Annotated in this window: 13 protein-coding genes and 1 tRNA gene; 8 read left to right on the top strand and 6 right to left on the bottom strand. The window is 43.6% G+C overall.

Translation table 11 applies throughout. From position 1 onward, the window contains the following. Positions 1–39: 39 nt before the first annotated feature. The 7 genes from pcnB (at position 40) to OMP94_RS04245 (ending at position 6,441) form a co-directional block, all read left to right on the top strand. On the top strand, positions 40–1,407 hold the full coding sequence (pcnB, locus tag OMP94_RS04275; protein ID WP_266276370.1) for a polynucleotide adenylyltransferase PcnB: 1,368 nt from the start codon (positions 40–42) through the stop codon (positions 1,405–1,407). Continuing rightward, positions 1,407–1,889: a 2-amino-4-hydroxy-6-hydroxymethyldihydropteridine diphosphokinase gene (folK, locus tag OMP94_RS04270; RefSeq protein ID WP_266276368.1), complete on the top strand. Its 483-nt coding sequence runs from the start codon at positions 1,407–1,409 to the stop codon at positions 1,887–1,889. Before pcnB ends, folK begins: the two co-directional genes overlap by 1 nt. Positions 1,890–1,891: 2 nt before the next feature. Next, on the top strand, positions 1,892–2,551 hold the full coding sequence (locus OMP94_RS04265; RefSeq protein ID WP_266276366.1) for a deoxynucleoside kinase: 660 nt from the start codon (positions 1,892–1,894) through the stop codon (positions 2,549–2,551). Further along, positions 2,548–3,342: a 3-methyl-2-oxobutanoate hydroxymethyltransferase gene (gene panB / locus OMP94_RS04260; RefSeq protein ID WP_266276364.1), complete on the top strand. Its 795-nt coding sequence runs from the start codon at positions 2,548–2,550 to the stop codon at positions 3,340–3,342. Before OMP94_RS04265 ends, panB begins: the two co-directional genes overlap by 4 nt. Further along, on the top strand, positions 3,342–4,205 hold the full coding sequence (panC, locus tag OMP94_RS04255) for a pantoate--beta-alanine ligase (RefSeq protein WP_266276362.1): 864 nt from the start codon (positions 3,342–3,344) through the stop codon (positions 4,203–4,205). The genes panB and panC overlap by 1 nt, the downstream gene beginning before the upstream one ends. Positions 4,206–4,245: 40 nt before the next feature. Beyond that, the gene (gene panD, locus OMP94_RS04250; RefSeq protein WP_266276360.1) at positions 4,246–4,626 is read left to right on the top strand and encodes an aspartate 1-decarboxylase; all 381 of its coding nucleotides are present in this window, start codon (positions 4,246–4,248) and stop codon (positions 4,624–4,626) included. A gap of 111 nt (positions 4,627–4,737) precedes the next feature. After that, the gene (locus OMP94_RS04245) at positions 4,738–6,441 is read left to right on the top strand and encodes a lysophospholipid acyltransferase family protein (protein WP_266276358.1); all 1,704 of its coding nucleotides are present in this window, start codon (positions 4,738–4,740) and stop codon (positions 6,439–6,441) included. A 2-nt stretch (positions 6,442–6,443) separates the two neighbouring features. Here OMP94_RS04245 and OMP94_RS04240 read toward each other — a convergent pair whose 3' ends face one another. From OMP94_RS04240 to OMP94_RS04230, 3 genes are read right to left on the bottom strand one after another with little or no spacing between them, the layout of a single operon-like run. Continuing rightward, a complete protein-coding gene (locus OMP94_RS04240; RefSeq protein WP_266276356.1) occupies positions 6,444–6,908 on the bottom strand; it encodes a YchJ family protein in 465 nt (154 codons plus the stop codon). Then, on the bottom strand, positions 6,905–7,684 hold the full coding sequence (locus tag OMP94_RS04235) for an SDR family NAD(P)-dependent oxidoreductase (RefSeq protein WP_266276354.1): 780 nt from the start codon (positions 7,682–7,684) through the stop codon (positions 6,905–6,907). Before OMP94_RS04235 ends, OMP94_RS04240 begins: the two co-directional genes overlap by 4 nt. A 39-nt stretch (positions 7,685–7,723) precedes the next feature. Then, positions 7,724–9,307: a hypothetical protein gene (locus OMP94_RS04230; protein ID WP_266276352.1), complete on the bottom strand. Its 1,584-nt coding sequence runs from the start codon at positions 9,305–9,307 to the stop codon at positions 7,724–7,726. Between the two features lie 148 nt (positions 9,308–9,455). Between OMP94_RS04230 and OMP94_RS04225 the strand changes: the two genes are divergently transcribed. Beyond that, entirely contained in the window at positions 9,456–9,965 is a 510-nt protein-coding gene (locus tag OMP94_RS04225; RefSeq protein WP_266276350.1) for a retropepsin-like aspartic protease family protein, read from the top strand. On the opposite strand, the gene OMP94_RS04220 is transcribed toward OMP94_RS04225, so the two are convergent. From OMP94_RS04220 to OMP94_RS04210, 3 genes are all read right to left on the bottom strand, one after another. Further along, a complete protein-coding gene (locus OMP94_RS04220) occupies positions 9,962–10,540 on the bottom strand; it encodes a hypothetical protein (RefSeq protein ID WP_266276348.1) in 579 nt (192 codons plus the stop codon). The two genes, OMP94_RS04225 and OMP94_RS04220, sit on opposite strands and share 4 nt — an antisense overlap. Before the next feature lie 79 nt (positions 10,541–10,619). Further along, positions 10,620–10,695, bottom strand: a tRNA-Asn gene (locus tag OMP94_RS04215). A gap of 62 nt (positions 10,696–10,757) precedes the next feature. Next, on the bottom strand, positions 10,758–11,942 hold the full coding sequence (locus tag OMP94_RS04210; protein ID WP_266276346.1) for a pyridoxal phosphate-dependent aminotransferase: 1,185 nt from the start codon (positions 11,940–11,942) through the stop codon (positions 10,758–10,760). Between the last annotated feature and the right edge of the window lie 9 nt (positions 11,943–11,951).

Here is an 11,951-nt window from a genome sequence, read left to right as displayed (position 1 = left end):
TGCTGTTAAACCCTTATGCCATGGTATTATTCGGCACTTATGCTGTCATTCAATAACCTAATTAATAAAATCAAACAGGTCAAAGCCGGTAAAAAAAGCCGTGCAGCTGCAGCTGGGGCAGCACCACTTATTGTTCCCCGTGCCGATCACAACATATCGCGTAAGCTGATTAGTCCAAGTGCGTTAAAAGTCCTGAATACACTTCATGAGGCTGGCTTTGAAGCCTATCTAGTTGGTGGATGTGTACGAGATCTATTGTTAGGTTATGAACCCAAAGACTTTGATATCGCAACTGATGCGTTACCCGAGCAAGTACATAAACTGTTTCGCCGCAGTCGTTTAATTGGCAGACGTTTTAAACTGGTCCATGTCCGTTTTGGTCGTGATGAAATTATTGAAGTCGCGACTTTCCGTGCGCCACCTGAAGCAGAGAATCAGGTGGATGGCCGAATCATGCAAGACAATGTTTACGGCTCATTAGAACAAGATGCTTGGCGTCGTGATTTCACCGTAAATGCACTCTATTACAACATCGCAGACTTTACGATTGTCGATTACACCGGCGGCATTGCCGATTTACAACAGGGCATGATTCGCCTGATTGGTGACAAGCAAGTCCGTTACCGTGAAGATCCCGTTCGTATGCTTCGTGCTATCCGGTTTATGGCCAAACTTGGCTTAAAGCTTGAGCCTGAGACCGAAGCTTTAATTGGAGAGTTGGCACCACTTTTAAGTGATATTCCACCTGCCCGGTTATTTGATGAGACGCTTAAGCTTTATTTAAGTGGTCAAGCGGCTGTGACACATGAATTGTTGTGTCATTACGGTGTGTTTGATTACCTTTACCCTCAGACCGCTGCTTTGTTACATCAAGAGTCGGACAATTATCCTCGGGTTTTATTGATGAAAGCCTTGGAGAACACTGACAAACGTCTGGCCAACAATAAACCCGTCACACCAGCCTTTTTGTTTGCGGCATTACTATGGGAACCGCTTCGTCAGCGTTGGATTGAATTAAGTCAATCCATGCCAGACATTCCGGCGATGCAACGTGCGGCTGGAGAAGTGCTGGCGGAGCAAATTCAAACCGTCGCGATTCCTAAACGCTTTAGTTTAGTGACCCGTGATATCTGGGCTTTGCAACCTCGACTGGCTCGTCGACAAGGCAAACGTGCTTTTGCTTTGTTATTGCAGCCTAAATTCCGTGCTGGATATGATTTTCTGGCGTTACGCGCTGAGGCGGGCGAGCCTCTCCAAGAGTTAACGGATTGGTGGACTACATTTCAGCAAGCGACTGCTAGCGAACAAACCAATATGGTGAATTCGCTGAGTAAATCGGAAGCTGAGCCTAAGCGTCGCCCACGTCGTCGCCGTCGCAGAAAACCAGCAGCAAAACGAGCAGAGTAATGCAGGCATATATCGGTCTTGGTAGTAACTTGGCTGAGCCTGTAAAACAGGTACAGTCAGCAATAGCAGATTTACAGTCGATACCGTCTACCTCGTTGATTAAAGCTTCGTCTTTGTATTCCAGCGCACCGATGGGGCCTCAGGATCAACCTGATTATGTAAATGCCGTCGCTTTACTGGAAACAGAATTATCTGCCCATGCTCTTTTAGATGCCTTACAGGCGATTGAGCAACAACATGGTCGTGAGCGCAAAAGACATTGGGGTGAGCGAACGTTGGATTTAGATATCTTGCTCTTCGGCGAGGAAATGATAGAAGATGAACGTCTTGTCGTGCCACATATTGGATTACATGAACGTGAGTTTGTGGTCTATCCCTTAATGGAAATTGCTGGTGATATCACTATTCCAGGAAAAGACTCGTTAAAGGCTATTGCTGCCAAATGTCCACGTGGTGCATTAGAAAAATTGGAACAACTTTAGTCATGAAAAATTTGCCACATAACTACATTGTTGTTGAAGGACCAATCGGTGTTGGGAAAACCCATCTAGTCAAACGTTTGGCTGAGAGTTTTGGTGGTAATACGCTTTTGGAAGCTCCCGAACAAAACCCGTTTTTGGAAAAGTTTTATTTGCATCCAAAACAATCGGCATTACCAACGCAGCTCAGTTTTTTGATGCAACGCGTTAAGTTGGCACAAACATTACAACAAGACGATTTGTTTACCAGCTTGCATGTCGCAGATTTTATGCTGGAAAAAGATCGTTTATTTGCCCAAATTTCATTGGATGATGATGAGTTAGCCCTCTACAACATGGTCTATGACAATATGACCTTGCATCATCGCACACCAGATTTGGTGATTTATTTGCAGGCACCGTTACAGGTCTTAAAGTCACGTATCAGCCAACGCGGTATCAGTTATGAACAGCATGTCGAAGATGCTTATTTAAAACGACTGGCGGATACCTACGCAGACTTTTTCCATTATTACGATGCCTCACCCTTATTGATTGTGAATGCAGAGCAAATTGACCTGGTAAATAGTGAAGCGGATTACCAGCAATTGCTGGATCAAATCTGCACGTTGCAGAGTGGTCGACAGTACTACAATCCGTTACCGATAAAAGAAGCGAAAGCATGAGTCGTTTATCTTTAAGCAGTTTGCGAAAAATGAAAGCAGCGGGAGAGAAAATCGCTGTTTTAACTGCCTATGATGCATGCTTTGCGCATGTTTTAGAGCAGGCCGGTGTAGAAGTCATTCTGGTTGGTGACTCACTGGGGATGGTTATCCAAGGTCAAGAAAGTACTGTGCCTGTAACGGTTGATGACATGATTTATCACAGCCGTAATGTGGTCAGAGGTACCGAGAAAGCCTTCGTGGTGACCGATTTGCCCTTTATGAGTTACGCCAATATTGATCAAGCGATCAGTAATGCTGCACGTTTGATGGCCGAAGGCGGCGCTCAAATGGTTAAATTAGAGGGTGGCACTGAGTTTGCCCCGATTATCAAAGCATTAACAGTGCGTGGTATTCCGGTATGTGCTCACTTAGGTTTATTACCGCAATCGGTACATCGATTGGGTGGTTACTTCGTTCAAGGACGTGAAGCCGATGCGGCTGCCAAGATGGTTGAAGAAGCCATCTTATTAGCTGAAGCCGGTGCTGACATGTTGGTTTTAGAATGTGTGCCAGCAGATCTTGCTGAAAAAATCACCAAAGCGGTGGCTATTCCAGTCATTGGTATTGGCGCGGGTAAAGCATGTGACGGACAAGTGCTGGTGTTATACGACATGTTAGGTTTAACGCCAGGCAAGCGTCCGCGCTTTAGTCATGATTTTCTCGCTGATATGGGTCACATTCCTGCGGCAATTGGCCGTTATGTTGATGCCGTCAAACAAGGCGAGTTTCCCACTGCTGAGCAACAGTTTTAATGCAAATAGAAGAAAGCCTCAAAGGCCTTCGCGCTCAACTTAAAATCTGGCGCGAACAAAACCTCACCATTGGCTTCGTGCCAACAATGGGTAATTTGCATGATGGTCATTTGTCTTTGCTGAAGCAGGCAGCGGCATTTGCAGACAAAGTCGTGGTAAGTATTTTTGTAAACCCCATGCAGTTTGATGATCCCAATGATCTCGAAAAATATCCGCGCACCTTAGCAAATGATATCCAGTTGCTCAGTGATAGTGGCTGTGACTTACTCTTTCAACCCGACAGCACAGTCATGTATCCAGCCGGGCTGGATTTTCATAGTTTTGTACATGTACCGGGAATGGACGACAAATTGTGTGGCCTAGAACGTCCGGGACACTTTGATGGTGTCGCCACAGTTGTGACCAAGTTATTCAACATGGTGCAACCGGATATCGCGGTATTTGGTGAAAAGGATTATCAGCAATTATTGCTTATTCATAAGCTTGTACAAGACTTCAACTTACCCGTCAAAATTATTGCCGGTACAACGCATAGGGAAGCTGATGGCCTAGCGATGAGCTCACGTAATAATCGTCTAACAAGCGAACACAGACAAATTGCCCCAAAGTTATATGAGCAACTAAACTTGCTTAAAGCGAAGCTGAAGGCGGGGGAAAAGACGATACAAGCTGATATTGAGACAGCGATTAGTACACTGACTGATTATGGTTTTTCAGTTGATTACCTTGAAGTACGCCGCGCAGATAACCTTATGCCTTTTGATTCTGATTTTAATGAAGATCTTCGAATTCTAGTTGCAGCGCGCTTAGGTGAGGTCAGACTGATAGACAATGTTGCTGTTGGCTTGTCGACTTCTCGTTAAACAGCGATAATATGCGGCTTATTAAAAAGATTTGTTCGATATGCAATTGACTCTGTTAAAAGCCAAATTACATCGCGCCTGCGTAACGCACTCTGAATTAGAGTACGAAGGTAGCTGTGCGATTGACGGTAAATTACTGGCCGCTGCCGGTATTCGTGAATATGAACAAATTCATATTTATAACGTCGCCAATGGTGAACGTTTTGTGACATACGCAATTCGCGCTGAAGATGGTTCAAACATTATTTCAGTTAATGGTGCTGCAGCACATAAAGCCTCTCCAGGCGATCGTATTATCATTTGTGCATATACGGCGATGGCAGCGGAAGAAGTCGAAAACTTCAAACCAACTTTAGTTTATCTGAACGAAAACAATGACATTACGCACATGCGTCATGCCATTCCTGTTCAAGCTGCCTAAAACCTGATTTTTACAGGCTTTCGGCCTGTCATCTATCTGTCATTAAACCGTTATCAAACGGTCATATTACTGCTCTAAGCTATTGTTTATTCAATAGCTTAGAGCACATACATGCTGAACATCGAACAAGCCGTTCAACAAAAATTCCCCAAATTTGAACACAGCAAACCGTGGATCAAAAAATCTACGTTAAGTTTTTTACGACGCCTCACTCACGAACAAGAAGTTAACCGTTTTTTAGAGCAGCACTCTCAGCTCACTGGTTTTGACTTTATTGATGAAGTTTTAGATTACTTTAATTTCAGCTACAGCATTACCAACCGTCACCGAAATAACATCCCTGCAACGGGTCGTGTGGTGATTGTCGCGAATCATCCCTTAGGTGCACTAGACGGTTTATCATTGCTAAAAATGGTTGGCGAAGTCCGTCGTGATGTCAAAATCGTTGCGAACGACATGTTGCTGAATTTCGATGCTTTAAGTCCGTTATTTTTACCGGTTGATAACTTATCTAAATCTACACGTAAAAGTAGTGTGACTAAGATCATAGACAGCTTAAACCGTGATGAAGCGGTGATTGTGTTTCCTGCTGGTGAAGTCTCTCGAATTCGACCAAGTGGCGTGAGAGATGGCAAGTGGAATAGCGGCTTTTTAAACTTTGCCAAGAAAACCAATGCGCCAATTTTGCCGGTTTATGTTGGTGCACGTAATTCATCATTGTTCTATAGCGCGTCAATGGTATACAAACCACTGTCAGGTATGATGCTAGCGCACGAGATGTTTAACCAAAACTCAAAAACCATGCGAATCAGCGTTGGCGCGCCGATCCCATACGCTCAAATTGAAGCGTTACCATTAGTTAAAGCTGAAAAAGCTAAATTAATTCGTCGCCATTTGTATCGTTTGGCAAAAGGCAAGAAGCCATTATTTGCAACAGAAAATACCATTGCTCATCCACAAGATAGACGTGCAATTAAACAAGAGTTGAAGTCGGCATTACTACTCGGTGAAACGGCAGATCAGAAGAAGATTTATCTATTCGATTACCAACCTGACTCAGCCGTGATGCAAGAAATTGGTCGCCTTCGTGAAATGACGTTTCGTCAGGTGGGAGAGGGCACAGGTAAAAAGCGTGATCTCGATCAGTATGACCGTGACTATCGTCATTTGATATTGTGGGATGAACAAGAGCTTGAAATTGCAGGTGCTTACCGCATTGGTGAAGTGGGTCGAATTCATGACAGCGGTCGCGAGATTTATTCGGCAGAGTTATTCGATTACCAAGCCAAAATGCAGCCTTATTTTGCAAAGGGAATTGAGTTAGGTCGCAGCTTTGTTAGCCCTAAGTATTGGGGAAAACGAAGTCTAGATTATCTATGGTATGGCATTGGTGCCTATCTCAAGCAGTTTCCAGAAGTGCAATATTTGTTTGGACCGGTGAGCTTAAGTAATAGTTACCCTGAGTTTGGAAAAGCGTTAATTGTGGAGTATTACCGCCGTTACTTTGCAGATGCCGATAATTTGGCTATTGCGCGTACACCTTACCTAATGGATGCGGAAATGCTGGACAGGGTTAATGCGACATTTGAAGGCAGTGCGGAAACTGACTTTGTGTTGATGAGAGAGCAGTTAACACATATGCAGGTAACAGTACCAACCCTGTATAAACAATATGCCGATGTCTGTGAGCCAGGTGGTGTACGTTTCATCGACTTTAATGTTGATGCAAACTTTGGCCACTGTATTGATGGTTTGGTTATGGTGGATTTACATAAACTTCGCGACAATAAGCGCAAACGTTATTTAGGTGAGTAAGGTTACGGTGCGTGGCAGTGTTTGAGTTTTTTGCCACTGCCACAAATACATTTGTCATTGCGACCCAGTTTTATCGCCGGTAAAAACTCACCATGTAGATAAAACCACTGGCCAGCTTCTAATGTAAAGTTGGATCGTTCATGAAGTTGGCCGATAGGACTATCTTCATAGAACGCGACAAACTCGACTTTAGCTGAGTCTTTTTTGTCTTGGCTTTTCACAATTTGTAATCCTAACCAGCGCGTGTTTTGACAGGTTTGCTGTAAGACTTCTCTATCGTCCGTTTGTCGCTGCATTGGGTGCAGCGTATCAATGAGATAGTCGATGTTTTGTTGTACAAAGGCACTATAACGAGATCGCATGAGTTGTTCTGCATTTGAAGCCTTCGCTTTTCCTGAATGCAGTCGCTGACAGCAATCTGCGTATTTAAGCTGACTACCACAGGGACAGTTATCTGCTTGGCTCATAATTTAATTTTTAACAGATCAGGATGTTGAAGCTGATAGCCGAGTAGCTGTTTAACTTTTTCATTACTGACAATTTTAAATGGCTGCTCATCACTTTCAGCAAAGTCCGGTGCCTCCATCCCTAATAAAGAACGCGCATACTGATAGAACTCCCGTTTGGTCGGATGGGTATTCGCACTGGCATTAAAAACCTGCCCCCATGTTTGTTGCCGAATGATGCTATCAATAATGCCAATCACATCATCGAGATGTATGAGGTTAACCGGTGCGTCGGGTTGTTTAACTTGCTTACCGTGACGAAAGAACTGCCCTGGATGACGGCGACTGTCAATAAGACCACTACAGCGTAAAACGGTCGTTTCAAAGCCATCACTTTGTTGAAACAACTGCTCAATTTGAAATAGTGGACTAACTGGGTTTTCAGCCCCTTCATCTTCGGTAACAACGCGTTGCAAGTTTTGGTAGACCGAACTTGAACTTATCAACAGAACTTTTTCTACAGCACTCTTTACAATTTGCTCAACAAGGTAAGCAAAAGCATCGGTGTTTTTTGACGTGATATTGATAATCAAAATAGGGGCGTTTAGAAAGTCACCCCGATCATTAGACGTTTCAATGTCAATGAGAAAGGGGAGCCCACCTGCTGCTTCAATTTGTGGAAAGCGCATTAACTGTCGTGTTGAAGCGGCGACACGTTTTGCTTGTTGATTGAAGTGTTGAACTAAAGGTAGGCCCAGCCAACCACTACCTAATATGGCGATGTCGAATTTATGCATAAACCTATTATAAATTAATGGTGACGAGTATTTGTCAGTCTATTTAACCTGCTGGCGGCGAAAGTGCTGAATAACGCTGATTATCAAAAGCAACAAACCGATAAAAATAAGCATTACTGGCCATGGCACAAAAAAAGGCGCTTTATTTACAGGCTGAGTAGTATTTAGGCTTTCGGGTAATTGTTGTGTCGGTAATTGAATAGTGACCCAGTCATCTCGATTGGCTGGTGTGATATCCAGATACTCTTGAAAACTGAACACTGGCGCATCACCAAAAGCACGACTGGATGGAATTTGTGGGATTTTAACCAGCCAGATGGCATCGATATTATCGGCAAGTTGTTGTTCAAACTCTGTGAGCGTTTCAGATTTGGTTTGCTGAACAATATTCAACATATCTTGGCTTAATACATCAAAAGCAACAGCAGGAAGTAAACGACTGGTTTCAGTCATTAGATAATCATAAAGCTGACGTGCTGCGCGAAAATCAAACCCATCGGTCACCAGACTATAGAAGTAGGCGCCAACAGCCAGCAGTAATCCACTATTACCTTGTTCTGGTGCATGCCATCCCAAAGCTTTTAATGCATCAATACTAATGCCGGTACAGTTCAGATCGGCATGCTGATATTGAAAAGTATGGCGGTAAAAATGTTGCATCACTTGATTCATAGATTGCTGTACCTGATAAGCCGGTGCAGCATCATTTAAAGTGGCAACAAGCATATAAGAGGGGCGGTAATAGTTTTGACCACTATTGAGATCGGCTAAATATTTATCCATTGGCGTGACGGCAGCGATAATGCCTTTTTCACTGACCACATCCAAACTATAGAAGTTATTAACTAGCCAGTCCTGATAATGACCTTTAGCTTGAAATGTACCTGTTACCAATGCGAAGTGCCCGGCTAACGCTTCATGGTCATCTCCTTGTGCACCATTTAGCATTAATGCCAAAACTGGTTTGCCTTGCGCACTAGTTGTAGCGTTTTCATCTCGTTGCCAGATAAGCCTATCGGTATGCGGTTGATTCACACCACCTTGATCTGCTCTAACCCAATCTTCAATAGTTTCATCGTTTGAAAGTGGTTGTAACTGAGTCCCTGTAATAGCAAATTCCATTGGCCAGATAGTTTGTGCGATAAAGGTATTTGCTTGCGTTTCACCGCGTATAGAGAGTGGTTTGTTACTAAAAAAAGTGGCGGTGTCTTCATTCCAGTAACTTTGGTTTTGTGGAATCTTATCAATGATTTGCCAAGCCTGAGCTTGCTGGTTTGGTAAGGTAAGTTGTGCAGATTGCTTATCAATCAGGACGTCACTTAGCGCATCGGGTTTTCCAATCCAAATAGGTGGCGGCATGTCTATCCAAGGCGCGCCTTCAAGCCAATCAGGTAATGAGATATCTGCTGGTAGGGATGTCTGGGCGCTGACGGCAATCCACTCATCGGTAAAATACCACTTGGTCCGGGGTAAAAGGGGACAAACCCTGCAATTACCAGTGACTATTCTCGGATTTAAATCATTTGACCATAACGGCGTTTGAGGCGCTGCTATTGTCTGTTCTGCCAGTGCGCCTGTTATTAAAAGTAGTAGGCCAAATAGTATTGTTAGTTTGGTTTGCATGGGCAGAGGATAGCACTTCAGCCGATACGTTATCATTTGACTACGTTATCAACGAATAAATACCGACAAAGCTTGTCACTAATAACGTTGTAGACACATGACGTAAATCTTTAAATGGTAGGGAAATAAGTTGTTGCCAATAAAAATAATGAGATTCAAACAGTCTGGCGCATCCAATGTGATGACAGTCATTTTCTGGTTATTGTTGATGGGCTCATTAACGCTTTTCTTTAATGGCTTTATTGCCAAGCGTGATAAACATTTGGCTTCTTCGAATTTGGGTGCCGAGACTGAAGTCGTTTTACAACGTAATAGAGCTGGGCATTATGTTGCGCCCGGCTTTATTAACGGGCATGAAGTCACTTTTTTACTTGATACAGGAGCGACAACAATAAGTGTACCTGCGAGCGTTGCAGAGCAAGCTGAACTGCAACAAGGCAGACCTATTACTGTTGGTACCGCTAACGGAACTATTACCGTGTATCAAACCCGTTTACATCAAGTGTCGCTTGGTGGCATTACCTTGCAAGATATTTCAGCCAATATTAATCCGCACATGCATGATGACGTGGTGTTACTGGGAATGAGCTTTATGAAACACCTGGAAATGGCACAACGTGAAGGCACATTGACGCTGCGAGTCCCGTCTTTGTACTAGCGTTTATTTAAGAAGTCGTTGGCAACAACTATAGGCTTGTGTTGTAACTTGGCCGTTTTTCGTGGCTTGGTTGATAACAAGCGTTTGTCTTTAAAATCCGCTGGTCTGGCAGTCTTGCTATCAAGCAACATGGAAATAACACTTAAATCCATGATCTGAAGATTGCCGAAGGTTAACCAAGCATGAAAGTTTTTGGTGTTGCCTTGTTCTACATCTGCTTTCAGTGATGCTTGTGAGGTGTCATAAACGGGCTTGCCATTAAACACGACGTCACCAACCGTTAGACCAACCCAGAAACCTGCACCAAACACTTTTTGTTGGATCTCTTCCAGAAAGGCTTGTGTGGCCACAAGACCGTTTGTCGCAATTGGTTGGGGGTAAGACTCAATAAATCGTAAAGCAGTGCTATGAATGACGCCACCAGGCTGAAATAACGGATCATATTCTGGTTGCGTTGTGAACGTTTCAAAGAATTGCTTTATGCCGTCAGCACCTGCTGCATTGACAGGTTTATTAGCTGGAAACAATTCACCTGAGAATTGAATCGCCGAAATGAGTTCTTCTAAATAGGTCATTACGCGATTGCCTCGATTTGATATTCCGGAAACAAAAAAGCCTCAGAAGCAATGCTTACTGAGGCTTTTTAAAATCATTTGGCTCCCCGAGCTGGACTCGAACCAGCGACCCAATGATTAACAGTCATTTGCTCTACCAACTGAGCTATCGGGGAACAGAAAGATGCGTATGATAGTGACTTGAGCCTTATGGGTCAAGGCCTATCAGCAATTAATTTCACCCAATGAAGTCAGCGATGCGAGAAAGCGCATTACGTAAATTGCTTTCACTGGTCGCGATAGACAAACGCATATGGTTTTGTAGACCAAAGGCACTACCCGGAACAACCGCGACACCTTTATCGTTCAATAATGCTTCGGCAAACTCCATGTCATTGTTTATACCGGGCATTTTTTCAATGACACCACTGATGTCTGGGAAAACGTAAAACGTTCCATCTGTAGATAATGCTGTGACGCCGTCCATTTCATTCAATTCAGCAACGACAAAATCATGACGTTTTTTAAACTCAACTAACATTGTTTCAATGCAAGTTTGATCGCCATTTAATGCTTCAACTGACGCAGCTTGCGAAATTGAAGTCGGGTTTGATGTACTTTGCGACTGAATTTTTTTCATCGCTTTGATTAATGTTTCAGGACCTGCGGCATAACCAATACGCCAGCCAGTCATTGAATAAGCCTTGGAGACACCATTCATCACGATGGTACGTTCATATAAATCCGGGCAGGCCATCACGATATTTACAAACGGTTCATCAGCCCAGTAGATATGTTCGTACATGTCATCCGTAGCAATGAGAATATTTGGATGTTTACGCAGCACCTCGCCCAGTGCTTCAAGTTCAGCTTTGGTGTAAGCCATACCTGAAGGATTAGATGGACTGTTAATAACAAATAAACGGGTTTTTTCAGTGATTGCCGCTTCTAATTGTGCAGGCGTAATTTTGTAACGCTGATCGATGTCACCTTCGATAATGACAGGCGTACCTTCAGCCAATAACACCATATCTGGGTATGACACCCAGTAAGGTGCCGGGATGATAACTTCATCACCTGCATCTAATAATGCTTGGGCAAGGTTGAAAAAGCTTTGTTTGCCACCACATGAGACTAAGATTTGATTTGGCTGATAATCTAGTCCGTTATCTCTTGAAAACTTTTTGATGATGGCTTGTTTCAAATCAGCAGTACCATCAACAGCAGTATATTTGGTTTGACCGTTGTTAAGCGCAGTGATGGCAGCGTTTTTGATGTGTTCTGGGGTATCAAAGTCAGGCTCACCAGCACCTAAGCCAATGATATCTTTGCCTTCGGCTCTCAATTCCGCGGCGCGTGCGGTGATGGCTAAAGTAGGTGATGGTTTGATGCTTTGAACGCGCTGTGAGAGTTTGGTAGTCAAAATAAAACC

Origin of the sequence: Methylophaga sp. OBS3 (assembly GCF_026319325.1) — a bacterium.
GTDB lineage: Bacteria > Pseudomonadota > Gammaproteobacteria > Nitrosococcales > Methylophagaceae > Methylophaga.
The sequence above is the reverse complement of the archived record's forward strand: the minus strand, read 5'-3'. Positions and strand labels throughout refer to the sequence as shown.

Bases quoted from the DNA above. Each gene is read 5' to 3' on its own strand.
- pcnB (WP_266276370.1), top strand. From the start codon at position 40: ATGCTGTCATTCAATAACCTAATTAATAAAATCAAACAGGTCAAAGCC.
- folK (WP_266276368.1), top strand. From the start codon at position 1,407: ATGCAGGCATATATCGGTCTTGGTAGTAACTTGGCTGAGCCTGTAAAA.
- OMP94_RS04265 (WP_266276366.1), top strand. From the start codon at position 1,892: ATGAAAAATTTGCCACATAACTACATTGTTGTTGAAGGACCAATCGGT.
- panB (WP_266276364.1), top strand. From the start codon at position 2,548: ATGAGTCGTTTATCTTTAAGCAGTTTGCGAAAAATGAAAGCAGCGGGA.
- panC (WP_266276362.1), top strand. From the start codon at position 3,342: ATGCAAATAGAAGAAAGCCTCAAAGGCCTTCGCGCTCAACTTAAAATC.
- panD (WP_266276360.1), top strand. From the start codon at position 4,246: ATGCAATTGACTCTGTTAAAAGCCAAATTACATCGCGCCTGCGTAACG.
- OMP94_RS04245 (WP_266276358.1), top strand. From the start codon at position 4,738: ATGCTGAACATCGAACAAGCCGTTCAACAAAAATTCCCCAAATTTGAA.
- OMP94_RS04240 (WP_266276356.1), bottom strand. From the start codon at position 6,908: ATGAGCCAAGCAGATAACTGTCCCTGTGGTAGTCAGCTTAAATACGCA.
- OMP94_RS04235 (WP_266276354.1), bottom strand. From the start codon at position 7,684: ATGCATAAATTCGACATCGCCATATTAGGTAGTGGTTGGCTGGGCCTA.
- OMP94_RS04230 (WP_266276352.1), bottom strand. From the start codon at position 9,307: ATGCAAACCAAACTAACAATACTATTTGGCCTACTACTTTTAATAACA.
- OMP94_RS04225 (WP_266276350.1), top strand. From the start codon at position 9,456: ATGAGATTCAAACAGTCTGGCGCATCCAATGTGATGACAGTCATTTTC.
- OMP94_RS04220 (WP_266276348.1), bottom strand. From the start codon at position 10,540: ATGACCTATTTAGAAGAACTCATTTCGGCGATTCAATTCTCAGGTGAA.